At 58.3% G+C, this 25,227-nt stretch carries 24 protein-coding genes and 2 pseudogenes; 9 read left to right on the forward strand and 17 right to left on the reverse strand.

The genetic code is table 11. The features are described from left to right. Positions 1-107 precede the first annotated feature (107 nt). The 8 genes from phnK to N438_RS25210 form a co-directional block, all read right to left on the reverse strand. Positions 108-866 carry a phosphonate C-P lyase system protein PhnK gene (gene phnK, locus N438_RS25175; protein ID WP_016160123.1) on the reverse strand — a complete coding sequence of 253 codons (759 nt, stop codon included), beginning with the start codon at positions 864-866 and terminating at the stop codon, positions 108-110. Beyond that, complete coding sequence (locus tag N438_RS25180; RefSeq protein ID WP_002885202.1) at positions 863-1,711, reverse strand: alpha-D-ribose 1-methylphosphonate 5-phosphate C-P-lyase PhnJ; 849 nt, start codon at positions 1,709-1,711, stop codon at positions 863-865. The genes phnK and N438_RS25180 overlap by 4 nt, the downstream gene beginning before the upstream one ends. After that, positions 1,704-2,768, reverse strand: a complete 1,065-nt coding sequence (locus N438_RS25185) for a carbon-phosphorus lyase complex subunit PhnI (protein WP_008807245.1) — start codon at positions 2,766-2,768, stop codon at positions 1,704-1,706. The genes N438_RS25180 and N438_RS25185 overlap by 8 nt, the downstream gene beginning before the upstream one ends. After that, complete coding sequence (phnH, locus tag N438_RS25190; protein WP_008807244.1) at positions 2,769-3,353, reverse strand: phosphonate C-P lyase system protein PhnH; 585 nt, start codon at positions 3,351-3,353, stop codon at positions 2,769-2,771. It abuts the gene before it with no gap. Next, positions 3,350-3,802, reverse strand: coding sequence for a phosphonate C-P lyase system protein PhnG (gene phnG / locus N438_RS25195; protein WP_008807243.1), 453 nt, complete (start codon positions 3,800-3,802; stop codon positions 3,350-3,352). The genes phnH and phnG overlap by 4 nt, the downstream gene beginning before the upstream one ends. After that, positions 3,803-4,528, reverse strand: a complete 726-nt coding sequence (gene phnF, locus N438_RS25200; RefSeq protein ID WP_116696575.1) for a phosphonate metabolism transcriptional regulator PhnF — start codon at positions 4,526-4,528, stop codon at positions 3,803-3,805. It abuts the gene before it with no gap. Positions 4,529-4,683: 155 nt separating this feature from the next. Beyond that, a complete protein-coding gene (yjdN, locus tag N438_RS25205; protein WP_002885221.1) occupies positions 4,684-5,118 on the reverse strand; it encodes a VOC family metalloprotein YjdN in 435 nt (144 codons plus the stop codon). A 228-nt stretch (positions 5,119-5,346) separates the two neighbouring features. Then, entirely contained in the window at positions 5,347-5,682 is a 336-nt protein-coding gene (locus tag N438_RS25210; RefSeq protein WP_039102733.1) for a zinc ribbon domain-containing protein YjdM, read from the reverse strand. A 544-nt stretch (positions 5,683-6,226) separates the two neighbouring features. Here N438_RS25210 and proP point away from each other — a divergent pair. Further along, on the forward strand, positions 6,227-7,729 hold the full coding sequence (proP, locus tag N438_RS25220; RefSeq protein ID WP_008807240.1) for a glycine betaine/L-proline transporter ProP: 1,503 nt from the start codon (positions 6,227-6,229) through the stop codon (positions 7,727-7,729). A 49-nt stretch (positions 7,730-7,778) separates the two neighbouring features. Here the strand turns inward: proP and melR are convergent, their stop codons facing one another. Continuing rightward, on the reverse strand, positions 7,779-8,717 hold the full coding sequence (melR, locus tag N438_RS25225; RefSeq protein ID WP_008807239.1) for a transcriptional regulator MelR: 939 nt from the start codon (positions 8,715-8,717) through the stop codon (positions 7,779-7,781). 239 nt (positions 8,718-8,956) lie between these two features. On the opposite strand from melR, the gene N438_RS25230 reads away from it, so the two are divergent. The 4 genes from N438_RS25230 to N438_RS25245 all read left to right on the forward strand — a co-directional run bounded on the left by N438_RS25230 (position 8,957) and on the right by N438_RS25245 (position 13,431). Then, positions 8,957-10,309, forward strand: coding sequence for an alpha-glucosidase/alpha-galactosidase (locus tag N438_RS25230; protein ID WP_116696576.1), 1,353 nt, complete (start codon positions 8,957-8,959; stop codon positions 10,307-10,309). Positions 10,310-10,402: 93 nt separating this feature from the next. Next, positions 10,403-11,818 (forward strand): melibiose:sodium transporter MelB, encoded by a 1,416-nt coding sequence (gene melB / locus N438_RS25235; RefSeq protein WP_012543144.1) that lies wholly within the window; start codon positions 10,403-10,405, stop codon positions 11,816-11,818. Between the two features lie 275 nt (positions 11,819-12,093). After that, entirely contained in the window at positions 12,094-13,050 is a 957-nt protein-coding gene (gene parM / locus N438_RS25240; protein WP_004146678.1) for a plasmid segregation protein ParM domain-containing protein, read from the forward strand. A 9-nt stretch (positions 13,051-13,059) separates the two neighbouring features. Continuing rightward, complete coding sequence (locus tag N438_RS25245) at positions 13,060-13,431, forward strand: plasmid partitioning/stability family protein (RefSeq protein ID WP_012543143.1); 372 nt, start codon at positions 13,060-13,062, stop codon at positions 13,429-13,431. A 381-nt stretch (positions 13,432-13,812) separates the two neighbouring features. Here the strand turns inward: N438_RS25245 and cbpM are convergent, their stop codons facing one another. Together cbpM and cbpA are read right to left on the reverse strand one after the other, a co-directional pair. Further along, a complete protein-coding gene (gene cbpM, locus N438_RS25250) occupies positions 13,813-14,118 on the reverse strand; it encodes a chaperone modulator CbpM (RefSeq protein ID WP_012543142.1) in 306 nt (101 codons plus the stop codon). After that, complete coding sequence (cbpA, locus tag N438_RS25255; protein WP_008807234.1) at positions 14,118-15,035, reverse strand: curved DNA-binding protein; 918 nt, start codon at positions 15,033-15,035, stop codon at positions 14,118-14,120. The genes cbpM and cbpA overlap by 1 nt, the downstream gene beginning before the upstream one ends. Positions 15,036-15,110: 75 nt before the next feature. Here cbpA and N438_RS28455 point away from each other — a divergent pair. Beyond that, positions 15,111-15,218, forward strand: a pseudogene (locus N438_RS28455) (hypothetical protein); the annotation flags it as partial. Here the strand turns inward: N438_RS28455 and N438_RS25260 are convergent. Beyond that, positions 15,181-15,864, reverse strand: coding sequence for a TerC family protein (locus N438_RS25260; protein WP_116696577.1), 684 nt, complete (start codon positions 15,862-15,864; stop codon positions 15,181-15,183). The pseudogene N438_RS28455 and the gene N438_RS25260 sit on opposite strands and share 38 nt — an antisense overlap. Before the next feature lie 224 nt (positions 15,865-16,088). Between N438_RS25260 and N438_RS25270 the strand changes: the two genes are divergently transcribed. Next, complete coding sequence (locus N438_RS25270) at positions 16,089-16,874, forward strand: DsbA family protein (RefSeq protein WP_008807232.1); 786 nt, start codon at positions 16,089-16,091, stop codon at positions 16,872-16,874. A 46-nt stretch (positions 16,875-16,920) separates the two neighbouring features. Here the strand turns inward: N438_RS25270 and pgaD are convergent, their stop codons facing one another. From pgaD to pgaA, 4 genes are read right to left on the reverse strand one after another with little or no spacing between them, the layout of a single operon-like run. Further along, a complete protein-coding gene (pgaD, locus tag N438_RS25275; RefSeq protein WP_012543140.1) occupies positions 16,921-17,370 on the reverse strand; it encodes a poly-beta-1,6-N-acetyl-D-glucosamine biosynthesis protein PgaD in 450 nt (149 codons plus the stop codon). Next, positions 17,370-18,698 (reverse strand): poly-beta-1,6-N-acetyl-D-glucosamine synthase, encoded by a 1,329-nt coding sequence (pgaC, locus tag N438_RS25280; protein ID WP_008807230.1) that lies wholly within the window; start codon positions 18,696-18,698, stop codon positions 17,370-17,372. The genes pgaD and pgaC overlap by 1 nt, the downstream gene beginning before the upstream one ends. Next, positions 18,691-20,706, reverse strand: a complete 2,016-nt coding sequence (gene pgaB, locus N438_RS25285; protein WP_043875950.1) for a poly-beta-1,6-N-acetyl-D-glucosamine N-deacetylase PgaB — start codon at positions 20,704-20,706, stop codon at positions 18,691-18,693. The genes pgaC and pgaB overlap by 8 nt, the downstream gene beginning before the upstream one ends. 8 nt (positions 20,707-20,714) lie before the next feature. Next, a complete protein-coding gene (pgaA, locus tag N438_RS25290) occupies positions 20,715-23,162 on the reverse strand; it encodes a poly-beta-1,6 N-acetyl-D-glucosamine export porin PgaA (protein WP_162542755.1) in 2,448 nt (815 codons plus the stop codon). Between the two features lie 632 nt (positions 23,163-23,794). Here pgaA and N438_RS25295 point away from each other — a divergent pair. Next, positions 23,795-24,361: a LuxR C-terminal-related transcriptional regulator gene (locus tag N438_RS25295; RefSeq protein ID WP_012969132.1), complete on the forward strand. Its 567-nt coding sequence runs from the start codon at positions 23,795-23,797 to the stop codon at positions 24,359-24,361. Here the strand turns inward: N438_RS25295 and N438_RS28935 are convergent. Beyond that, positions 24,359-24,466: pseudogene (locus N438_RS28935) on the reverse strand (hypothetical protein); the annotation flags it as partial. The gene N438_RS25295 and the pseudogene N438_RS28935 sit on opposite strands and share 3 nt — an antisense overlap. Positions 24,467-24,672: 206 nt before the next feature. On the opposite strand from N438_RS28935, the gene N438_RS25300 reads away from it, so the two are divergent. Beyond that, positions 24,673-24,963, forward strand: coding sequence for a PerC family transcriptional regulator (locus tag N438_RS25300; protein WP_008807226.1), 291 nt, complete (start codon positions 24,673-24,675; stop codon positions 24,961-24,963). The last annotated feature ends 264 nt before the right edge of the window (positions 24,964-25,227 follow it).

The raw sequence follows: 25,227 nt of genomic DNA on the forward strand, positions 1-25,227 counted from the left end.
GTTAGCCCTCGCGGGGTTGGGTTGCCGGGTGGCGCTTCGCTTACCCGGCCTACGAATAACGCACCTGTAGGCCGGGTAAGGCGTAGCCGCCACCCGGCAAAACAGCATCAATTCTGCAACACCGACGACACCAGCAGCTGGGTGTAAGGGTGGTGCGGATCGTCGAGCACCCGGTCGGTTAAGCCACTCTCGACTACCTGGCCCTGCTTCATCACCAGCAGACGGTTCGCCAGCAGACGGGCGACGCCGAGATCGTGGGTAACAATCACCACCGCCAGATTCAGCTCCACCGCCAGGCCGCGCAGCAGATCAAGCAGCCGCGCCTGCACGGACACATCCAGCCCGCCGGTGGGTTCATCCATAAACACCAGCTTCGGCTGGGTAACCAGATTGCGGGCGATCTGCAGACGCTGCTGCATGCCGCCGGAAAAGGTAGTGGGCAGGTCGTCGATGCGTGAGGGCGGGATCTCCACCTCCTGCAGCCACTTTTCGGCGGTGGCGCGAATGTTGCCGTAGTGGCGGGCGCCGGTGGCCATCAGCCGTTCGCCGATGTTGCCCCCGGCGGAGACCTGGCGACGCAGGCCGTCCATCGGGTGCTGATGCACCACGCCCCATTCGGTACGTAGCAGGCGGCGGCGTTCGGCTTCGCTCATGGCATACAGCGAGCGCTGCTGGTACAGCACCTCGCCCTGCTGTGGCCTCAGGCGGGCAGAGATCGCCTTCAGCAGGGTGGTTTTACCGGAGCCGGACTCCCCGACGATGCCGAGTACTTCTCCCGGCCACAGTTCAAAGGAGACATCGCGAAAACCTTTGTCCGGGGCGTAGAGATGGGTCAGGTTATTCACAGCAAGTAATGGCTGGCTCATTTTTTCTGCCCCTCGCTCTGCTGGCGGCAATAGTCGGTATCGGAGCAGACAAACATCCGCTGGCCGCTGTCATCCAGTACCACTTCGTCGAGGTAGCTGTGGCGCGAGCCGCAGATGGCGCAGGGTTCATCCCACTCCTGCACGGTAAATGGATGGTCATCGAAATCGAGACTTTCCACCGGGGTATAGGGCGGCACCGCGTAGATCCGCTTTTCGCGCCCGGCGCCGAACAGCTGCAGCGCCGGCATCATGTGCATTTTCGGGTTATCGAATTTCGGGATCGGCGAAGGGTCCATCACGTAGCGGCCATTGACCTTCACCGGGTAGGCGTAGGTGGTGGCGATATGGCCGAAGCGGGCGATATCTTCATACAGTTTCACCTGCATGACGCCGTACTCTTCCAGCGCGTGCATGGTGCGGGTTTCGGTTTCGCGCGGCTCGATAAAGCGCAGCGGCTCCGGGATCGGCACTTGATAGATCAGGATCTGATCCTCCACCAGCGGCGTCTCCGGGATCCGGTGGCGGGTCTGGATCAGGGTGGCGTCTTCGGTACGCTCGGTGGTGGCGACACCGGTGACGCGCTTAAAGAACTGACGAATCGACACCGCGTTGGTGGTGTCATCCGCGCCCTGGTCAATCACCTTCAGCACGTCGTTCTCGCCGATGACGCTGGCGGTCAGCTGGATGCCGCCGGTGCCCCAGCCGTAGGGCATTGGCATTTCGCGACCGCCGAACGGCACCTGGTAGCCGGGAATGGCCACCGCTTTGAGGATCGCCCGGCGGATCATGCGCTTGGTTTGCTCGTCGAGATAAGCAAAGTTATAGCCAGTCAGTGGGTTAGCCACGTTCGTTCTCCCGTTGCAGGCGTTTCAACAGCGCCAGTTCGGCCTGGAAATCGACATAGTGCGGTAGTTTCAGATGCGAGACGAAGCCGGCCGCTTCGACGTTATCGGCATGGGCCAGCACAAACTCTTCATCCTGAGCCGGGCCAGCAATCTCTTCGTCATAGTCTGGCGCCTGCAGGGCGCGGTCGACGAGGGCCATGGCCATTGCTTTGCGCTCGCTCATGCCGAAGGTCAGACCGTAGCCGCGGGTGAAGTGCGGCGGCTCATCCTGCGGGGCGACGAAGCCGTTGACCATTTCGCATTCGGTGAGCAGCAGCTCGCCAATATTGACGCTAAAGCCCAGCTCTTCCGGCACGATTTCCACCTGCACGTAGCCGCTGCGGATCTCGCCGGCAAACGGATGGTTGCGGCCATAGCCGCGCTGGGTCGAATAGGCCAGCGCCAGCAGGTAACCTTCATCGCCGCGCATCAGCTGCTGCAGGCGCGAGGAACGCGAGCAGGGGTAGACCGGCGGGGTGCGGGTGATATCGTCGGGCGGCGTGCCGCGATCTTCCTCGGCCTTCGCCAGCCCCTGCTGCGTGAGCAGGCTAAAGACGTGCGGCGTCGGCTCTGCTTCGCCATCGGCTTGCTGCACAGACGGCGCTTCGCCGTTGGCCAGCAGGGTAAAATCGAGCAGGCGATGGGTGTAGTCGTAGGTGGGGCCTAGCAGCTGGCCGCCGGGAATGTCTTTGTACACTGCGGAGATGCGGCGTTCGAGGCGCATCTCCGCAGTGTTAATCGGTTCGCTGACCGCCAGCCTCGGCAGGGTGGTGCGGTAGGCGCGCAGCAGGAAGATCGCTTCGACGTTATCACCGCTGGCCTGCTTGAGCGCCAGCGCCGCCAGTTCGCGGTCGGCGATGCCGCCCTCGGTCATCACCCGGTCCACCGCCAGGTTGAGCTGGTCGCCTATCTGATCAACGCTCAGTTCGGGAAGCCGTCCATCGCCCCGCCGTTTCTGTTCCTGTAAGGCGTGAGCGGCGAGGATAGCCTTCTCGCCGCCCTTGACGGCTACATACATTTAGCAAACCTCCACGTGGGTGGTGCGCGGGATCGCCAGCAGGCGCTCGCCGCAGGTGAGGATCAGGTCGATGCCCAGCGGGAACGGATGCGGGCGTTCAGTTAATTCGTCGATGATGCAGTCCGGCAGCTGCGGCGCAATCATTCGCTCTTCGGCAATGCCTGCCCCGGTCAGGCGCAGCATGCGTCCGCCGCTGAGGCTGGCGAGCTGAACAATCAGCGTGACGCCGGTTTCCGGAGCAGTGACGGTGCCAGCGGAAAGGACGTTGAGCTGCTCGGCGCTGATGCCGTCATTGGCGACGGCAAAAACCGCCTGCTGCGGCTGATCCACCAGCGGCGCGCCGGTATGAAAGCGCAGATTCTGTCCCACCAGATCGTTATGCAGAGCGCTGGCGAGCCAGACCGGCGTTTCATGATCGGCAAGGGTCAACAGCAGGCTGGTGGAGGCCACGTTCAATGGCTGCCAGCCGTGCTGAAGCTGCTGCAGGGAGACAATCACCCCCGGCTCGCTCATCGCTTTCAGCAGGCGACGAAAACTGTGTTGGGCATCCTGCACAGCCAGGGTAAAAGCGGGTTGTAAGGTCATGCGTTATCTCCGCGAACCAGGGTAAAGAAGTCGACCCGGCTGGCGTTGACTTCGGCGCGTCGGGCTTCAATGCGCGCGCTGCGTAGCGCTTCCAGCGGGGTTATCAGGGTTTCCATTAACGTATGAAAATGGCGAGGCGACTGCAGCAGGGCGTCGATGGCCGCGCAGCGTTCGGCATGCGGGCGGTCGCGGCCTAAGATCCAGCTGTAGCCGAGCGTCCCGTCGGCCAGACGTACCGCCGCGCGGGTGAGCGTGGCGTCGCCGGCAAAGAAACGGTCGCCGATGCCACCCATGCGGGCCTGGAGCTGTACCAGCCCGGTTTCCGGGGTGCGAATCAATTCATACGCCGGCGCCAGCTGCAGGGACTGCATGCGCGCCAGAAGATCTTGCGGTTCACTGTGGGCCAGCACGGACATCCAGCGCTGGCGGGTGGCGGTATCGAAGTGCATTCAGTGCTCCATGGTAAATTCAATCATGTCGGCGCGGGTCAGGCTGACGGAGTATTCGATGGGGGTCTGCTCGCCCTGGCGGCTGTTGAGGGTGCGTACGCAGAGCAGCGGCGCCATGTTGGGGATCTCCAGCAGCTTGCTCTCTTTCGCCTGCGCGCGGCGGGCGCTGATTTTGGTGCGTGCCCGGGTCAGTTTGACGTCGAGCTCATCGCGCAGCAGGTCGTGCAGCGATCCGTGGCTAAAGGTTTGCAATACCGGCCAGAAACGCAGGTCGGCGAAGTAGTGGTCGATCAGGCACAGGGCGACGCCATTGACCCGGCGCAGGGTGCGCAGGTGGATGACGTTCTCGCCCTCATTGATGCCAAAGGCCTCGGCAACATGCGCGCTGGCGGGGCGCAGCACCGACAGCAGCTTTTCGCTGGTGGGATCGCTGCCCTGTTCCAGCAGGTTCTGGCTGAACCGCGCCTGAGCATTAAGCGAGTAATCGATCGGCCGCATCAGCACCAGCACGCCGACGCCCTGACGGCGCTGGACCCAGCCGCGTTCAACCAGCTGGTCGATAGCCCGGCGCAGGGTATGGCGGTTAACGTCAAAGCGCGTCGCCAGCTGCTGTTCGGCGGGCAGATAGTCGCCGCAGCGATAGTGGTGGCGCAGCTCCTGCTCAAGTCGGGCGGCGATTTCCTGATAGCGCGTGGGATAACTGGTCGGATGTCTGGACAGGTGCATAGTCATCAAGCCTCACACAGCATAGGCGAGGAGGTCCCTCGCGTTGTGGGCCGATCCTGACCGGTTTATGTTGCATTTCGGTTAAGTGATGATGACCAAAGGATGAAGAGTTGGTGCCAGACGGATGACAGGGCGGCCGGGCCGCCCTGGCGGGGTCAGCCTTGTTTGACCACGTTGATCATCCAGGGGACGCCAAAGCGGTCGACGACTTTGCCGAAGCCGTGGGCCCAGAACGTTTCCTGCCAGGCCATCTCAATGCGCCCGCCGACGGCCAGCGCGTCGAACCAGCGCTGGCCTTCAGCGACATCGCTGGGATCGAGGACGAGGGTGAAGCCGGCGTAATGCACATCGGGCCCGAAGGCGCTGTCGCTCAGCATCAGCTCGCCATTATTGATGCGCAGGCTGGCGTGGGCGATGGCATCATCTGCCATCTTCTGGCCAGACGGGCAGCCGTCTGACGCTTCTTGCGCCGGGGGCGGCATTTCGCCAAAGGTCATTTTAAACATCAGCTCCGCGCCCAGCGTCTGCTGATAGAAGGCGATTGCCTCGGCGCAGTTGCCTGCAAAGGCAAGGTAGGGACTTAAGGACATGGTGAATACCTCAGTGACCGTAACCCGTAAAGCGTAGTCGCCGGGGACGCTGTTGAGCCAGACGGCAGCGCGAAAATGTGTAGCGGCATAGCGGCGAAATGGTCAGTGAAAATAGCGGGGACTGAGGCGGAAAATAACAGGTTGCACAGGGAGCGGGTGGGGCACGATGATATCGGGAGCGGCGACGGTGGTGCAGGAAAATAATGACGCCGCCCTCCCGGAAATAAATCAGTTCTTTTTGACGAATTCCGACTTGAGCTTCATCGGACCAAAACCGTCAATTTTGCAGTCAATATTGTGATCGCCTTCGACCAGACGGATATTCTTCACTTTGGTGCCGATTTTCAGCATCGAAGAGCTGCCTTTTACCTTCAGATCTTTCACGACGGTAACGCTATCGCCATCGGCCAGTAAATTGCCATTGGCATCTTTAACGATCAGAACGTCGCTCTCTTCTTTCGCCTCGGCAGGGTTCCACTCATGGGCACATTCCGGGCAGATGTACATGCCGTTATCTTCATAAGTGTAAGTCGAATCGCATTTAGGGCAGTGTGGCAGTTGCATGACGTTCCTCGTGATGTCGTCGGAAAACAGGACGTTGGTCCTCTAAACAGCGGCTGATAGCCGAAAGTGTGGCTGATTATAGCGCAATCACCCACTTTTGTCGGGTGTTTTTTTAGTAAAAATTACCCATCACACTATTCGGGTGAAAGCAGAATAACCGCCAAAATTATCCGCCAGAGGATAAGGGGGAGTGAGGAAATAATTTTTGCGAGCAGCCAGTAAAATGAACTTATTTATTTTCGGACACTCTGTAATAAGGCGGTAAATTTATGTGAAGTTGATCGCAGATATAAACGCTGTTAGGGTAAAAAAGGGGAGCAGGTCAATTTCATCAGGTATCACGATCGGCCGCTCTATTTATTCACCAGTAGCCAGAGCAGGCGTCAACAGGTTCGGTTGTACATTCTGTCAGCAGACAGTGCAGGCAAACCTGCTACGCTTGAAATGAGGAGCACAGCAATTCACCGCTCCTGACGCACGATACGAATGGCCTTGTCATTCGGCGATGATGCGTGTACTCAAGGCGGAGTAGCAGAGGAAAAATATGCTTAAAAGGAAAAAAATAAAGCCCATCACCCTTAAGGATGTGACCATCATCGATGATGGTAAACTGAAAAAGGCGATCACCGCGGCCTCCCTGGGTAACGCGATGGAGTGGTTCGATTTCGGCGTCTATGGCTTTGTGGCCTACGCCTTAGGTAAAGTCTTCTTCCCCGATGCCAACCCAAGCGTGCAGATGATTGCCGCACTGGGTACCTTCTCCGTTCCATTTTTAATTCGTCCGTTAGGCGGCCTGTTTTTCGGGATGCTGGGCGATAAATATGGTCGGCAGAAAATCCTCGCAATAACCATCGTGATCATGTCGATAAGTACTTTCTGTATCGGCCTGATTCCGTCGTATGCCACGATAGGCATCTGGGCGCCGATCCTGCTGCTGCTGTGTAAAATGGCGCAAGGCTTCTCGGTCGGCGGTGAATATACCGGGGCATCGATCTTCGTCGCGGAATATTCTCCTGACCGTAAACGCGGCTTTATGGGCAGCTGGCTGGACTTTGGCTCCATCGCCGGGTTTGTGATGGGGGCCGGCGTGGTGGTTCTCATCTCCAGCGTGGTGGGGGAACAGAACTTTCTCGACTGGGGTTGGCGTATCCCGTTCTTCCTGGCGCTGCCGTTAGGCATCATCGGTCTCTATCTGCGCCATGCGCTGGAAGAGACCCCGGCGTTCCAGCAGCATGTGGACACCATGGAGCAGGGCGACCGTGAAGGACTGCAGGACGGGCCGAAGGTCTCTTTTAAAGAGATTGCCACCAAGCACTGGCGTAGCCTGCTGACCTGTATTGGTCTGGTGATTTCCACCAACGTGACCTATTACATGCTGCTGACCTATATGCCGAGCTACCTGTCGCATAACCTGCACTACTCGGAAGATCATGGGGTGCTGATCATCATCGCCATCATGGTCGGGATGCTGTTTGTGCAGCCGGTTATCGGTATGCTCAGCGACCGCTTTGGCCGTCGTCCGTTCATCCTGATTGGTAGCGTGGCGCTGTTTGCCCTGGCGATCCCGGCCTTCATTATGATTAACAGCAACGTGATTGGCCTGATTTTCGCTGGTCTGCTGCTGCTGGCGGTCGTGCTGAACTGCTTTATCGGGGTGATGGCCTCCTCGTTGCCGGCGATGTTCCCGACGCACATCCGCTTCAGCGCCCTGGCCAGCGCCTTTAACATCTCGGTGCTGGTTGCTGGTCTGACGCCAACCCTGGCAGCGTGGCTGGTGGAAACCACTCAGAACCTGATGATGCCGGCGTACTACCTGATGGTCATCGCGGTGGTGGGGATGGCGACGGGTCTGTCGATGAAAGAGACGGCTAACCGCCCGCTGAAAGGGGCGACCCCGGCGGCGTCGGATATCCAGGAAGCGAAAGAAATCCTTGGCGAGCACTACGATAACATCGAACAAAAAATCGAAGATATCGATCAGGAGATCGCCGATCTGCAGGCAAAACGGTCGCGTCTGGTGCAGCAGCATCCGCGTATCAACGACTAACCGTTTTCACTGTTAATCATGCCGCCTGGGGAGACCCCGGCGGCATTTTTTATGCCTCCGGCAAGGCCAGCCCGTGACGTCGCTGCTGGCTAAGTTTACGGTACTGCTGCGGCGGCATGCCCACGTAGCGGGTAAAGGTGCTGTAGAAGCGGCTGCTGGAGCGGAACCCGGCGGTAAGGGCAATATCCAGGATGGTCTTGTCGGTATCGCTCAGTAGCGCCCGCACATGATTGATACGCATGGCGGTAATATACTGCTTCATGGTCTGCTGCATCACCCGCTGAAAGACCCCCATCGCGTAGTTCGGGTTGAGCTTCACGTGCTCGGCAACGGCATTGACGGTCAGCGCCTGGTCGTAGTGGGCGGCGATAAACTCCAGCATCTGGCTGACATAAAACTGCGCGTGGCGCGAGACGCTGTTCTTGTGGGTGCGCGAGGTTTTGTTGACCAGAATCGGCTGCCAGCCGGAGAGGCTCAGCCGCTTGAGCATCAGGGCGATTTCATCGATCGCCAGCTGGCGAATCTGTTCATTGTCGTGGTTCAGCTCCTGCTGCCAGCGGCGCACTTCAAAGGCGCTTAACTGCTGCGCGGCGAGGGACTTAATTACCATTCCATGGGTGACGTGGTTGATAAGCTCCCGGTCCAACGGCCACGACAGAAACAGATGCATCGGCAGGTTGAATATCGCCATCTGCTGGCAATCGCCGGGGCGGGTCAGCTGATGCGGCGTACAGGCCCAGAACAGGGTGATATAGCCTTTCTCAATGCGCACCACTTCGTTATTAATCAAATACTCTACATCGCCGTCGAACGGCACGTTGACCTCCACCTGGCCGTGCCAGTGGCTGGTGGGCATGGCGTGCGGCGGGCGCAGTTCGATATCCATACGCTGATACTCGGAGTAGAGCGCCAGCGGGCTGCGGCTCTGCTTTTCGTCGCTGCTGCACATAAAGGGATCGGGGGGCAGGGAAGTAAAGCGGTGTTCCATGATTAACCTATTCCTGGATTGTCAGAGTGGCTGCATTTTTCGCCAGAACTGACTACAGCTTAGCGGAATAACCGGCCCGTTTTCTCTCCTTTTAAGTCGATCTATTGCCAAAAACTCAGATTTTGTGGCGCTTAATGGCCGATCTGAGTTTCCGGGAATGCTCCGGCGGGAACAGGGCAGCGTAACGCTGAACGACGTGCCACTCTGCAAGTGTTCAATGACCTGATGGAGAGTGCGTGATGACCGCCCCAAAAATTACTTTTATCGGCGCCGGTTCGACGGTGTTCGTCAAAAATATTCTCGGTGATGTTTTCCAGCGCCCGGCGCTGAAATCGGCGCATATCGCGCTGATGGATATCGATGAAACCCGGCTGGAGGAGTCGCATATCGTGGTGCGCAAGCTGATGGATTCGGTGGGCGCGAACGGCGAAATCAGCTGCCATCGCGATCGTAAAACCGCCCTGCAGGGTGCCGATTTCGTTGTGGTCGCTTTCCAGATTGGCGGCTATGAGCCCTGTACGGTCACCGATTTTACCGTCTGCAAGCGCCACGGCCTGGAGCAGACCATTGCCGATACGCTGGGGCCGGGAGGCATTATGCGCGCGCTGCGCACCATCCCGCACCTGTGGGCTATCTGCGACGATATGACCGAGGTCTGCCCGGACGCCACCCTGCTTAACTACGTCAACCCGATGGCGATGAATACCTGGGCCATGTACGCCCGCTACCCGCATATCAAGCAGGTTGGCCTCTGCCATTCGGTACAGGGGACGGCGGAAGAGCTGGCGCGCGACCTCGATCTCGATCCGGCGGATTTACGCTACCGCTGCGCGGGAATCAACCATATGGCGTTCTATCTGTCGCTGGAGAAAAAGCTCGCGGATGGCAGCTACGGCAGTCTCTATCCCGACCTGCTGCAGGCCTACGCCGAGGGCCGGGCGCCGAAGCCTAACCTGCACGGCAACCCGCGTTGCGAAAACATCGTCCGCTACGAAATGTTCAAAAAGCTGGGCTACTTTGTCACCGAATCGTCGGAGCATTTCGCGGAATATACGCCATGGTTTATCAAGCCGGGCCGCGATGACCTTATTGCTCGCTATAAAGTGCCGCTGGATGAATACCCGAAACGCTGCGTCGAGCAACTGGCCAACTGGCATCAGGAGCTGGAGAGCTATCAGCGCGGCGAGCGCATCGAGGTGAAACCATCCCGCGAGTATGCCAGCACCATCATGAACGCCATCTGGACCGGCGAGCCAAGCGTGGTGTACGGCAATGTGCGCAACGATGATCTCATCGACAACCTGCCGCAGGGTTGCTGCGTGGAAGTGGCTTGCCTGGTGGACGCCAACGGTATTCAGCCGACGAAAGTGGGCGAGCTGCCGGCGCATCTGGCGGCGCTGATGCAGACCAATATCAACGTGCAGATGCTGCTGACGCAGGCGATCCTCACTGAAAATCGCGATTACGTCTATTACGCCACGATGATGGATCCGCACACCGCCGCGGTGCTGGGGATCGAAGAGATCTACGCGCTGGTGGACGATCTGATCGCCAGCCACGGCGACTGGCTGCCGGCCTGGCTGCACCGTTAATCCTCTCATGCCGCCGGGGGCAACGAACCCGGCGGTGCCTGTCACGCTCTATCAAACGCTGAAGGAGGCGCTGGCGACAGCGACCTGGACCCTATGAGTATTTCAATGACAACAAAGCTCAGCTACGGATTTGGTGCCTTTGGTAAAGATTTCGCTATCGGTATCGTCTACATGTATCTGATGTATTACTACACCGATATTGTTGGCCTGTCGGTTGGGGTGGTTGGCACCTTGTTCCTGGTGGCAAGGATCCTCGATGCGATAGCCGATCCGATCATGGGATGGATCGTCAACTGTACGCGATCGCGATGGGGGAAGTTTAAACCGTGGATCCTGATCGGCACGATAACCAACTCGGTGGTGCTGTATATGCTGTTCAGCGCCCATCACTTCAGCGGCGGGGCCCTACTGGCGTGGGTGTGGCTAACCTACCTGCTGTGGGGCTTCACCTACACCATCATGGATGTGCCGTTTTGGTCGCTGGTGCCGACCATTACCCTCGATAAACGTGAACGTGAACAACTGGTGCCTTACCCGCGCTTTTTCGCCAGCCTTGCTGGGTTTGTGACGGCCGGCGTCACGCTGCCGTTTGTCAGCGCCGTGGGCGGCGCCGACCGCGGTTTCGGTTTCCAGATGTTTACCCTGGTGCTGATTGCCTTCTTTGTGATTTCCACCCTGGTCACCCTGCGTAACGTGCATGAGGTTTACTCCTCGGATAGCGGCGTGAGCGAGGATTCCAGCCATCTTTCACTGCGCCAGATGGTGGCGCTCATCTATAAAAACGATCAGCTGGCCTGCCTGTTAGGCATGGCGCTGGCCTATAACACGGCGGCGAACATTATCGCTGGCTTTGCCATTTACTACTTTACCTACGTGATTGGCAGCGCGGAGATGTTCCCGTATTACATGTCCTACGCGGGGGCGGCGAATTTGCTGACGCTGATCCTGTTCCCACGACTGGTGAAAGGGCTGTCGCGGCGCATTCTGTGGGCGGGTGCTTCGATCATGCCCGTGCTGGGCTGCGGCGTGCTGTTGCTGATGGCGCTGAGCGGCGTTTACAACATCGCGCTGATTTCGCTGGCCGGGGTGCTGTTGAATATCGGCACCGCGCTGTTCTGGGTGCTGCAGGTTATTATGGTGGCCGATACCGTCGACTACGGCGAATATACGATGAATATCCGCTGCGAAAGCATCGCCTACTCGGTACAGACGCTGGTGGTGAAAGCGGGCTCGGCGTTTGCGGCCTGGTTTATTGCCATCGTGCTCGGTATCATCGGCTACGTGCCGAATGTTGTGCAGTCATCTCACACGCTGCTGGGGATGCAGGCGATTATGATTGCGCTGCCGACGCTCTTTTTCGCCCTGACGCTGTTTCTCTATTTCCGTTATTACAAACTGAATGGCGATATGTTGCGCCGTATTCAGATTCACCTGCTGGATAAATATCGCCGGGTACCGGAAAATGTCGCTGAGCCGGAACGGCCGATTGTGGTACCCAACCAGGTGTAAAAAGCGTGCGAAAACCGCTGAGGAAAGAGGGGAGGGATGCTCTCTTTTTGTAAAAGAACAGTGTCTGAAACAGACAGAAAGAGAGAAACTTTATTTCTCTATTTTGTCTCATTTATTTCTCTTTCAGGGCGCATTGAATTGTTTTCTTCTCCATTTGTTCTCAAATAAAACTCGGAATTGTCTCTTTTTCGTGCTCTTGCGCGGCTTTTTAACTCTTGCTACTCTTTTTGGGTCTTACATTTTTCTCTTATTTGTCTCAGTGATGGAGCAATGCGATGCGCATTTTTATCGATGATGGTTCAACCAATATCAAAATGCTGTGGGAGCAAGATGGCGAAACTTTCACCCATATCAGCCCCAACAGTTTCAAACGCGGCTGGTCTGCCACCTTCGGTTCCGGGAAGCCCTTTAACTACACCGTGGATGATGAAAAGTACTCTTTCGACCTGATCACCCCCGATGCGCTCCCCACCAATAACATTGACTGGCAATATAGCCCGTTGAACTCCATCGCTGTCCATCACGCGCTGCTGACCAGCGGTCTTGAGCCGCAGGATGTCGAGATTGTGGTCACCCTGCCGCTGACCGAATTTTACGACGAAGATGCGCAATATCGCCTCGACAATATTGAGCGCAAGAAAAAGAGCCTGCTGCGCGACGTTAAACTGAACAAAGGCGTGGTGTTCAATATCACGAAAGTTACCGTGCGTCCGGAATCCATTCCGGCGGGGATCAGCCTGTGCGATGAACTGAAACCGTCGCATTCGGTGCTGATTATCGACCTTGGCGGCACCACGCTGGATATTTCAATGGTCGCCGGGCAGATGACCTCGGTTTCGCGCATTTACGGCGATCCGAAGCTGGGTGTATCGCTGGTGACCGATGCCGTTAAGCTGGCGCTGGCCCGGGCGAATACCGACACTTCCAGCTATAACGTTGACCAGATAATCATCAACCGCCACGACGAAGAATACCTGACCGACAACATCAACGATCCGGATGCGGTTTCTGAGGTGAAGAAGGTGATCAATAACAGCATTGAACGTCTGACCACCCGCGTCCTGACGGCGATTGATAGCTTTAAAGGCTATTCGCACGCCATCGTGATTGGCGGCGGCGCGCCGCTGGTGGCCGATGCGATTCGTGAACGTATGGGGCTGCGCGAGGACCGTTTCGTGGTGGCTGAAGAGCCGCAGTTTGCCCTGGTGCGTGGTCTGAAAATTATTGGCTAAGGAGCGTCTATGACTCTGGATCGCAGAAAAGTGCTGATTTACCTGCGCCCGGATATCAGCGCCAGCGAGCGCTTCGCGGACGCAAAAATTGAGGCCCATCACCGTGGCGACCGCGGCGATATGTCGCGTACGGCGCTGCTGGCGGGGCTGGCGTTAGGGGAAGTTGATAGCCGTTTGCCGTCGATGTTGGCGGCGCTGCTGGCGGAAGATACTAAACCGGAAACGCTGCGTAAGATGCTGGCTTCGTTCCTTGAGATCCAGCCGGCCTCTTCCGCCCCGGCAGCTGCGCCAGCGGCCGCGCCGGTTAAAGCGCCGGAGCCGCCAGCCCCGGTGAGCGAGAGCGTCTCCGCGCGTAATCTCGCCGGTTCGTTACCGGATTAAGCGCTATTCCCAGTTTGCGCTATTCGGGAAACTCCCCGGCTTGCGCTGCGCTTAGCCGGGCTACTGTTTGCACTGCCCGGTAGCCCGGGTAAGGCGGAACGCCGCGACCCGGGAAATTCCCCGGCTTGCGCTGTGCTTAGCCGGGCTACTGTTTGCACCGTCCGGTAGCCCGGGTAAGGCGGAACGCCGCGACCCGGGGAACTCCCCGGCTTTCGGCTGCGCTTAGCCGGGCTACTGTTTGCACTGTCCGGTAGCCCGGGTAAGGCGGAACGCCGCGACCCGGGAAATTCCCCGGCTTGCGCTGTGCTTAGTTTGTAGGCCGGATAAGGCGTAGCCGCCATCCGGCACGAAGGCGGAACGCTGCCACCCGGGATGTCGCCCCTATCCGTGGGCGAGGAAGCGGGCCAGGCGCTGCTGCAGCAGGCGATTTTCGCGGGTCAGCCGCGCGTTCTCATCCAGCAGGGTCAGCGCCACCGCGATCCCCGGCCAGTCCAGCTCCAGCTCGTTACGCAGGCGCACCGCGCGATGGACAATCGTCACCGCGCTGTCGTCGAATAGCCAGGTTTCCGCCTGCGGCTGGTGCGGTTCAATCATCCCCAAGCCGACGATCTCCGTCAGCTCCTCTTCCGATACCCCGGTACGCAGGCACAATTCGGTAATGGTAAACGTCACTGTTACTGTAGCCATCAGGCTTTCCCCCATGTCTTACGCGGATCGAAGCTGGCTTCGGCGGCGGCCAATTGTTGCCAGAGCTCACGCGCTTTTTCATCTGGTTTTGGCGGCATGACAATTTTGATGACGGCGAACAAATCGCCAGTGTGGGTTTTGCTCACCAGCCCTTTGCCCTTGATACGCAGTCGCTGCCCTGCCTGACTGCCCGGCGGCACCGTCAGCAGAATGCTCTCTTTCAGGGTGGGCACCGTGACTTTCGCGCCCAGCGCGGCCTCCCATGGCGCCAGCGGCAGGACGATCTCCAGGTTATGGCCGACAATATCGAATAGCGGATGCGGAGCGATGTGGATAACCAGCCACAGATCGCCGTTCGGGCCGCCGTTTTCGCCCGGCGTTCCCTGGCCTTTCAGACGGATACGCTGACCATCGACTACCCCGGCGGGGATCTTCACATTCAGCGTTTTCGGCGTTTCACTTTCGATCATGCCAAACACGTTGTACACCGGCAGGTTATAGCTGATGGTGCGGGTCTGCTCGGCCAGCGTCTCTTCAAGGAACACCGCCACTTCGATCTCCAGATCGTGGCCGCGTGCGGCATGCTGACGGCGACGCTGATGCGCCTGCTGGCCAAACATGGAGGAGAAGATGTCGTCGAAATCTTGCTGGCTGTAGCTCTGCTCGTGTGTCTGCTGCTGGCGACCGAAGCCGGGATCGTTGCGATGCTGCCAGAGCTGATCGTATTCGGCGCGCCGCTGCTCATCTTTCAGGACTTCCCAGGCTTCGGCGAGATCCTTGAATTTGGCTTCGGCATCGCTTTCTTTACTGACGTCGGGGTGATATTTGCGCGCCAGGCGGCGGTAGGCGGTCTTGATAGTTTTCAGATCGTCGGTTGGTTGCACCCCGAGAATGGCATAATAATCCTTCAATTCCATGATTTTATCTCATCTATGCTCAGTGCGGTGGTTACATATTCCCTGGAACAGGCGTCAGTATAAAGCGTAGGGCAAATGCGCCCTGAAGGGGAAGAAAAGTGGCGGAAACTTGACGCCGTCGGGGTCGGCGGCGTCGTGGGCGAGGCTACTCTTTCGCCTGCGGCCGTGGGCGGCGGCGCCATCCTTCAAACAGCACCAGCAGCGCGCCGACGGCGCCAGCCACGCGCGCGGTGCCGTCCCCGGCGGCGGGAAACAGTTGCTGAATGGTGGGATCGCTGACCAGCATTGAGCCGGCAATCCAGCCGATGAGCATTCCGCCCAACAGCACCACGGCGGGAAAGCGGATGAGCAGGACCAGGACCAGTTTACTGCCCGCGACGATAATCGGAATGCTGATCGCCACGCCGAGGGCGACCAGCGCAATGTGCCCTTTCCCCGCCGCAGCGACCGCCAACACATTATCCAGCGACATGATCACATCGGCGACGGTGATGGTGATCGCGGTGCGCCACAGGCTCGCGGAGCTGCCGACCACGCTCTCTTCTTCCTCATTACTCACCAGCTTCATACCAATCCACAGCAGGAGCAACGCGCCGACTATTTTCAGCCACGGCAGCGACAGGAGATACAGGGCGAGCGCCAGCAGCAGCACGCGCGCCAGGATCGCCCCCACGGTACCGATGATGATCGCTTTGGTGCGCTTTTGTGGCGGCAGTTTGCGGCAAGCCATGGCTATCACCACGGCGTTATCGCCGCCCAGCAGTAAATCGATGGCGACAATCTGCAGCATAATCACCGCCATGTCCCATTGTTGGAGTAACGCATTCATTTCGAGAGAAACCACCTGAAAAAAGAGCAAGAAAAACCGCTGCGCAGGGTACTCCGCCTGGGGCGCATTGACCACTGACGCAGACCCACGCCGTCGCGCGGGAAAAGCGTGCCTGAAAAATAAAGTTACGAATCAACGCGCCGTTGGGCAAGGCTTCGGCGAAAAAGGGTGATATTTTGTCACCCAGACTCACCTGCCGTTCACTTATCGCAAGGATCCCCACTATGTCTGGCCACAAGAAATACCTCTCTGTCGCCCTGCTGAGCGCTGTCTTACTGCCGGCGATGGCCTCTGCCGCTGACGCGCCGGCGACTTTCACCCCGGAACAGGAGGCGAAAATCGGCAAAATCGCCGCCGACTACCTGGTCGCCCACCCGGAAGTCCTCCTGCAGGCGAGCCAGAAATTGCAGCAAATACAGGCTGAACAGCAGGCCAGCGCGGCCACTCAGGCAGTGCTGAAAAACGCGGCTGTATTGACCCAGGATAAAAATACCCCGACCTACGGCCCGGCCAACGGCAAAGTCACGGTGATCGAATTCTTCGACTACCAGTGCGTGTACTGCAGCCGTCTGGCGCCGGTGATGGAGCAGGTGATTAAAGCGCACCCGCAGACCCGTTTCGCCTTTAAAGAGTGGCCGATTTTCGGCGGCCGCTGGGAAAGCTCGCTGGAGGCGGCAAAAACCGGCCTGCAGATCTATCAGCAGAAAGGGGCGGATGCCTATCTGGCCTACCATAACGGGATTTACGCTACCGGCCATAACGAAGGTAAGCTGACGACGGCGGATATCCAGCAGCAGGCGAAGAAAGCCGGCTTTGATGCGAAGAAGGCCACCGACGTCGAACCGGTGCTGCAGAGCATTAACGATCTGGCGCAGGAGATTGGTCTGAGCGGCACGCCGGGCGTGATCGTGATGCCGACCACCGGCGCCACGGAAGCCAGCATCACCGTCTTCCCGGGGCTGGCGGATCAGGCCTCGCTGGAAGCCGCCATCAAAAAAGCCGGCGGCTGATCCACGGCGTCGTAACCCATACAGGCCGCCGACGGCGGCCTTGCTCTCATGCGCGATCGCTCTCTTCCTGCGGCGGCGGTAACGCGTGGCTTTTTAAATCAATAATCTGCCCGATTTGATCGTGGTAAACGGTGAGCAAATTATAGCGGCTCATCTCCGAGATAATCTGCGGCGCAACGTTAAAGCTGCTCGCCAGCTCATCATGTCGCAGGGTGAGCACCGCGGTATGATGCCGGGTGCGAGCGCGGCGCCGGTTGTAATGATACCAGAGGATCAACAGCCAGCCGTTCAGTGCGGCAATCAGCAGATACACCAGCGCCGTATTCAGTGAAGCCATCAGCGACTCCCAGCGCGGAGAGGGCGGCGCGATGAACTGCATCAGCAAATTGGCGTACAGAAAGAACAGAAAACCGAGCCAGGCCAGCAGCGTTAAACCGGCGTCGACCAGCCGGGGCAGCACACGGTGTTCGGTTAAGATGAGCGTATTTTCATTCATCACAGGCTTCCTTTTCCCCGGTCCGGACTCACCCAGCGCGCGCGGGAACGTTGACGTTTCACCATCACTTTCGGAAAAGCGACCAGCGTGGTCAGCAGGCCGATCATCCAGTAGACCATCGGGAACCAGATCACCCAGAACAGTGATTTGGCGACCTTTTTCTCGTAGCGTCGCTCGATATACAGACTGGCGACGAACTGCAGCAGGCACATCACGCCAAGCAGCATGCCGGTGAACTCCGGCGGAAACAGGCTGTGCACCGCCAGATTGTCAGGCAGCGGCATCAGGCGGCTGAGGATAAACAGCAGAATGGTAACCGCGTAGGCAAAGGCCCACAGCGTGGAGCAGGCATACTCCAGAAACAGCGGCCACATCCGATGATGCTCCCAGTGAAACAGGCGACGGAGGTTGACCAGAAAAACCTCCGCGCCGCCCTGCGCCCAGCGCAGACGCTGCTTCCATAACCCTTTGAGGGTCTCCGGCATCAGGATCCAGCACAGCGCCCGCGGCTCGAAAAAGATGTCCCAGTGGCGGAGCTGAAGCTTCCAGCTGATATCAATATCTTCGGTGATCATATCCGGGCTCCAGTAGCCGACGTCCGCCAGCGCCTGGCGCCGGAAGGCGGCAATCACACCGGAGACGGTAAAGACCCGGCCATAGATCCGCTGCGTCCGCTTGATAAGCCCAATGATCGACGAAAACTCACCCACCTGAATGCGGCCGATCAGCGTGGATCGGGTGCGGATCCGCGGATTGCCGGTGACCGCCCCGACGTGCGGATAGTGGATCAACGGCGCGACCAGCCAGGCCGCGGTATCCCGGTCCAGCAGGGCGTCGCCATCGATGCAGACCAGCAGATCGCCGCGGGCGGCGGCGGCGCCTGCTTTGAGCGCTACCGCTTTTCCCTGATTGGCGGCAAGGTGGATCACCCGCAGCCTCGGCTCCTCCTGCGCCAGCTGCTGGAGCACCTGGGCGGTGTTGTCCGAAGAGCCGTCGTTAATGGCGATCACTTCGAGATTGGCGTAACGCTGGGCCAGCGCCGCGCTGATGGTTTCCCGAGCATTTTTCTCCTCGTTAAAACAAGGGATCAGGATCGAAATCAGCGGATTGCCGGGCAGCGTCGGCGGCGGGGTATCCTCCCCCCACGGCCAGTGGCGTTCCAGCTGAAACCAGAAATAAAGGCCCCCGGTGATCCACAGCACTGACATAAACAGCGGCCAGAAGAAGACAAAGTCGAGGATAAGCTCGCCGGTAAATACCGCTGCGACGCCTAACGGCAGCCCGAATACGAGGCATAAAATGCACAATGCGATAATGCGATCAGTCATGGTCAGGGTACCACCAGGAAGAAAATTGCGGCCTGATACGGGAGATATCAGGCTGGTTGTTAATAAAATCGTCAGGGTAGTAGCCGTAGTTTTTGACGCCGTTCAGCCGCAGCAAACGCATCCAGTCCGCCAGCTGCTGGTCGGGAATGGCGTTTTGCTGGCGTCGGTTCCAGTCTCGGGCCTGCAGTTCAAAGATGGTTTTCTTCAGCGCGCCCGGGTGGCTGGCGACGGCCTGGACCAGCCGCGTCAGCCAGGCCTGGCTGGCGTCAATCGGTACGGACTCCATCAGCGGCATCGCCATGGGTACCGTCCAGTCATAGGCGGCAAGGAAGTCATCCAGATTCTGCGCGAACCAGGCTTCGCTCTGCGGCTCCAGGATCGGCAGGGCGAAGAGATTACGCGCCGTTTTCACCTGCGGGCCGCGGATGGCCTGCACCGCCTGGCGTAGATCCAGAGTGAAGCGGGTCAGGGTTTGGCTTTTGAAACGCATCCATGCCTGGCGCTCTTGCGGACGTTGGGGCACCGGGCCGGCATCGTGCCCCAGACCCGTCTGCCGCCAGGCGGCGACCGCCTCCGGGCTCACGTCTTCAAAATCGGTCAGCACGGCGTCATCGTGAAACAGAATCCCGCTGAAGCTGGCGTGCCGGGCCAGATCTTCGTAGATGTCGGTGATCTGCTGGCGAACCCGGGGATCCCAGGGCGACAGGCGAACGTACGGCTGGCGGGCAAGTAACGCCTTCCCGGTTTGCGGATCCCAGCGCTGAACGCGCGGCAGATCGGACGAGAGATCGAAGGCCAGCACCGGCATCCAGGCATAGACCTTCACCCCGCCGCGGGTCTGCAACTGCCAGGAGACGAAGTTAAACAGGTCGGCGCGCATCGGCAGCCAGCGGTTGGGGAAATAGAGCGACTTGACCGTGCCGTCGCCTTGCGGGTCGGAAAAGGCCTGCAGAAAGACATGGCTGATTTTCATGTCATAGACGCGCTGCACCAGCTTATCGATATTTTTCGCCTGCTGGACGGGATTGGGGTCATAGACATAGTCCAGATCCACATGCATCACCCGAACAGGATCGGCTTCCTGAATCTGGGTTACGGCGTTGGCAAAGGCCTTGATCGACGGGTTACCGGCGATCAGCATGCGCGGAATATTGTCCAGATCTTTCACATTGCCCAGGCCGTCGTTCAGCGTAAACGCCAGCTGATACCCCTGCTGTTTGGCGATAGCCAGGGTGCTGCCGCTGGCGGCGCCATAGGGCCACACCCAGGCGCGCGGCGCTTTCCCGGCGACCTCGTGGATTTTCGCCGTCACTTTCTGCACGTCATCGGCCATGCGCCGGGTAAACTGCGCGTCGCTTTCATAGCGGCCGGTGGTTTTATCCCAGCCGCGGTTGGCGGCGGCGGGCTCGCGACTGCCCTGCGGATTGGCCGGCAGACCGTAGTGCGAGGCCCAGGTGTGCGCGCCGATCTCCACCAGCGGCGAGCGGCTGAGCTCGCGCACCATCTCCCAGGTAGCGAAGCGCTCGCGCGGCGTCATCAGGCCGCCAAAATTAACGGGCTGGCCAGCGGGAGTGTCCACCCAGCTGCCCACCGGCGCCCACAGCGCCGGAACATTCCAGGCTTTAAGTAGCGGCCAGACGCGGGTGTAAAAGCTGCTATAGCCATCGTCGAAGCTGAGAAGAAAAGCCTTGGCCGGCAGCGGCTTAATGCCATGGTGTGCATCGAGAATGTCCTGGACGCTCACCGCATGGTACCCGTGATGCAGCAGCCAGGCGATCTGCTCGTTGAGCGCACTGGTGCGCACTGAAAGATAACGCTGGTCGGCGGCATCGTCTTCCACGTCATGGTAGGCCAGCACCAGAAAGCGATCCGCCGGCCAGGGTTGATTGGCCTCCGGTTGGGGGCGCTGCTGCGGGGCGAGGAAGGGGACTTCCTCAGCACGCACGCTGAAGATAAGGCACAGCCAGACGAGAAGCATCAGGCCGTTGCGCAGGGTCGTGTTCAGCATGGTCATCCTTAAAACCGTATATTTGCATCAAGAGTGATGGCGAGGTTGTTTTCGCGTTTACCGTCGTAGGGGCGTTTGTCCCAGTTCAGCATCACCCCGGTGTCGACGACGTTGTTCCAGCGCAGGCGCTGCCCGTAGCCCAGCACCGTGATCGCCCCGGCGGCGTGATTTTTTTGCCAGTAGCTGCCGCCGCCGGCGAGCAGCTGCTGGCTCCAGACGGTGTCATAGCGCTGGTAAAGCGTGTGATCGACGGCCAGCGCCGCGGTGGCAGCGAGGTCCCGTGCCGGACTGTAGTAGGCGGTGTCGGTGCGGCTATTGGCGCTGGCCGACAGACCGGGCTGCAGATCCAGCGTTAACCACGGCGTCTGCCAGAGGCGCTCTTTACCGGAGAGGATGTACTCCTGGCGGCGGTTACGATCGGTAAACCGGCTGGCGGCCACGCTGACGCGGTATTCCCGGCGTTCGTTTTGATACCAGCGCAGCCAGCCTTCGCCGCGGTTGGCGCTGACGCCGTTGCGTAACGCGCGCAGCGGAGTCTGCTGCGAAATCCGCTCCAGTTCGCCGCCCAGCTGCCAGCGATCGCTGACGTCGTGGGCGGCGGAAAGGCGGACGCCGGGCTTGTTCTCGCCGTGAAAATTGACACTGGAGAGTTCAAGCTCGCCCCAGTAGTCGCGCGGGCGCCATTCAACGCCGGCGAACAGCTGGCGACGGCTGCCCTTCCCCTCTTCAAAATTGCCTTCAGCGAAGCGGTGCCCGCCGAACAACCGCCAGCTGTCGGCTAGCGGCGGGCTGTAGATCGCCGTCTCAAAACTGAGGTCGTGGGTGCCGCTCACCGGGTTGTCGGAGTGCAGCCCTTTGCCAACGCTCAGGCGAAGTTCGGAAAGATGATGGACCTCGCGCGCTCTGGCCAGGCGCTGGGTATTCAGATCCCGTGGCGAGCGGGCGACGATGTCGTCAGTCAGCAGATCCATTTGCCGCCACTCCTGCAGATCGAGGGCGACCCAGGCCTGCTGGCGCTCCAGCTGCAAGCTGGCGGGTTCCAGAGATTCCGCTGCTTTTAGCTGGCTTTCGGCGGCTCGCGGTAGCCCTCTGTCCTGCAGAAGGGCGGCATAATCTATCTGCAGGCCCTGATTGCCGGGGGCCGTTGCCGCCAGGCGCTGCATCCGGGCTTCGGCCTGCGGCAGGGCGTTGGTGGCCGCTAAATAGTGCACGTTAAGCGACTGTGCGGTGAGCCAGTCGTCATTCGGCTGCGGCGTCGGCGAACCGTAGAGACGACGGATGTAGGGTGCATTCCGGGTGAGGCGGGCGACATACTGTTGCGCCGCCGGGTACTGACCGGTGTCCAGCAGGGCGTAGAAAAGCTCGTGTTCCTCATTCTGTTGGCTTGTCAGCCACGAGGGATGCTGGTGAATAAGCGTCAGCGCAGGCTCAATTTGCTTAAGGGCGATATAAGAGGAGATGACCCAGCCGATGGCCCAGTCGGGAACGGTCTGCTGCTGCGCGATGAGATTTTGGTATTCACGGATGACCTGCGCGTAATCTGCATTGGCGTACAGCGCACCCAGACGATCAATGCGCGCCCGGATGATGTCGGGCGCAGCCTGTGGGTCGGGGTGCCAGGCGGCAATCATCGCGTCATACTGCGTGAGCGCCGTGCGGGCCAGCGCGTAACGCGCGTTTTCTTCGCGGGAAGGGGTATCGGCAAGGCGCACCAGTTCGGCGGCGGCGTTCAACTGCAGATTGCGCTTTTCCGCAGGCGTCAGTTCGACGCTATCCGCCAGGCCGAGAGCAGGGGAATCGATCCGGTTGCGGGTAAGGGTCGCCATCAGGCTGGCCAGCGCGGCTTTGTTTTGCGGTTCGCGATCGAGGATCTGCGTGTCCACCAACAGCTGGTCCCAGCTTTTGCCAAGCCGCAGGTAGACATAAGAGAGCGTCTGCAGGTGGGCAACGCTCGCCTGCTCCGCTACCAGGCGACGCGCTTCGCTGAGCGCCTCGCCGTCCTTGCGGGCATCGGCCAGCGTTTTGATATAGCCGATACGATAATCGTCACTGTCAGGGGCCTGGCTGAGAGCCTGCTGCCAGAGGGTGAGCGAGGCTTGCCACTGTTTCTGGTTACGCAGGGCCTGTGCCGCCGCGGCGGTACCGCGTGCGGGAAGCGGCATATAAACCTGATAGCGTCGCCAGACTTTCACCACTTCATCGTCCTGGCCGCCCCAGAGAGCTACCTGCAGCCAGTCCGCCACCTGAGAAGGGGTTAAGGCATGCCGCAGCTGGTACTGCTGAAGATAAGAGAGAAAGGGGGCGTACTGGCCTTGACGCGCTTGCAGGATCTGCTGGTCATAGAGCGAATCTGCTCCCTGAACCAGCGCCGGGAAGAGCAAAAGCAAGCCGATTGACAGCGAGAGTTTCGTGTTGCGATTAAACAATAACGTATTTGAATAAGGTGATCTTTCCATTTCTATTTGCCATATGTTCATCAAGAATCCATTGCACAACACGACCGTCCTTTGACAGTGAGTTAAAGGATGAGGATGGTCCCATTTAGCTGACTGGCACTGCGGGTGAATGACTTATTGCAAAGTAATAAACATATCTCCTGCTGATAATTGAATGGATAATTTATACCCGATACGGCAGCGGATAAATATGGATAAATGATGAGCTGCGTTTTAAGATAATTCTGTAAAATCGACTTAATTCGAGCGGCGTTGTTGAAGTTGATTTCTTTAACTTACTGAAATAAATAAAAAAGAAAGAGGGTTGGAATTTTGTTTCAAAATTGATGTGCTGCTTATATTGTGAAGGGGTTGGTGTTTTTCACTGGATATTTAAGATGATTTCTGACAAAAATTCTCAATGCCAAAAAAAGCATCTTTTCTGTGGATTTTTTTTATTTATAATTAATCCGTTTATTTTCCATCAGAACGCAAGGAGGGTTTTCACAGCCAGAGTCAGATGCCGCGCTAATGATAAATCACAGGTCTCGTTATTTTTACCGCCATGCGAAGCGTCCAAAGGGGGAAGGAAAACGTCTGGTTGACGAGAATTTGTTGATTAAATGTTAAAGGGACGATTTGTGGCAACTTCAATGATATTGGTTACTCAGGATTACTATCTTTTTCAAGGGGTTAAGAATTTCTTTCCTGATATCATTCAGTTAGATTCTAGCGGAAAAACGATTTTAGATAATGAGGTTGATGAGGTCTCTCTGCTGGTTGATAGCCGTTCGCCGCTTTGTCATTACGATTACCTGGTGATGGAGGCGGCACAATCCAGAAAGCGAATATGTTGTATCGTCCTCGATATGCGCCATCGGGAAGAGCATTTACTGAGTCTGAAATCGTTTTTAAACATGTCATTATCACCCGCCGATATGGCGACATTATTTGGGCTTTTTCTGGAGATGAAGAGCAAGCGGCTGACCAAAGAGTGGTTTGACGATCTGCGCTTAAGTTTGTCTGAACAGTTAATGCTACGTTTGCTTGGGGCGGGTATGACCATGGAGGAGGTGGCGGTGAATCTGAATACCTCGGTAAAAAGCCTTTACCGGAAGCGCACTGCGCTTTATGAGCGACTGGGGTTAGATAATTTTAATGAAGCCTGCTTATTTATCTTCAGAAATAAACTGCTGGAGCACTCCGTTAGGTCGCCATGAGGCTTGGTTGTACAGGGAGTAGATGACATCGCAAGGTATTTGATAACGGAAATATAATAAATTAAATAGCTATTGATAGGTACAACCGTCGATACCGTCCGGTATCTATGGCGGCGTTCGACATATAATTCCGGAGCTCTTTGGAAGTAATTACCGCGAATGCGGTTTGCTATGCACAGCGATTATTATAATGAATATATTCCTTGCGCTGCACAGGAATAGTTTTGTCATAAATTAACTCTACCATGGTATTCCGGCTCAGGTGTCGGAATACCATGGGATATCGTGAAAGCATCAGAGGAGCGAGGTGGATGAGAATAAGGGACAGTATTGCTGAACGGTTAGAGGCGAGTGGGCTCTACCGTCGGGCGGCATCCAGATGGATTGAGGTGATGCAGCGCTGCCTGAACGATGATGACAGAGAGTGGATCCGTCACCATCGTAATCAGTGTCTGAAAAAGGCGCAACGTCCGCCAGCGCCGAAAGAGGAGTTTGCCGACCTCCACCAGGCGGCCAAAGAGACACAATATCGCATGGGTATCGCGAAGCCCTATGGCGAAGCGTTCAGGCTGCCCGGCAAAGGGAAAACGGCCGCCGAGTAATCCCTTTCTTCATGGCGTTTGCCTGACGTCTTCGTCTTATCCGGCCTGCGTTTGCGCAGGCGTTTCCTCATCCCTCAGGCCTGTGCAAGCGCAGCGCCGCCTGGAGATACACATCAGACGCCGTACCTGCGGTTGTGCCGGATGGCGGCATAAATGCCTTATCCGGCCAACGAGTCCTTTCGCAGGCTCAAACAGTGTAGGCACGCGCAAGCACAGCGCCACCGGGCGATACACATCAGACGCCGTACCCGCGGTTGTGCCGGA

The sequence above is a fragment of the Klebsiella sp. GL120222-02 genome (assembly GCF_003097195.1).
Classification (GTDB): Bacteria; Pseudomonadota; Gammaproteobacteria; order Enterobacterales; family Enterobacteriaceae; genus Klebsiella; species Klebsiella variicola.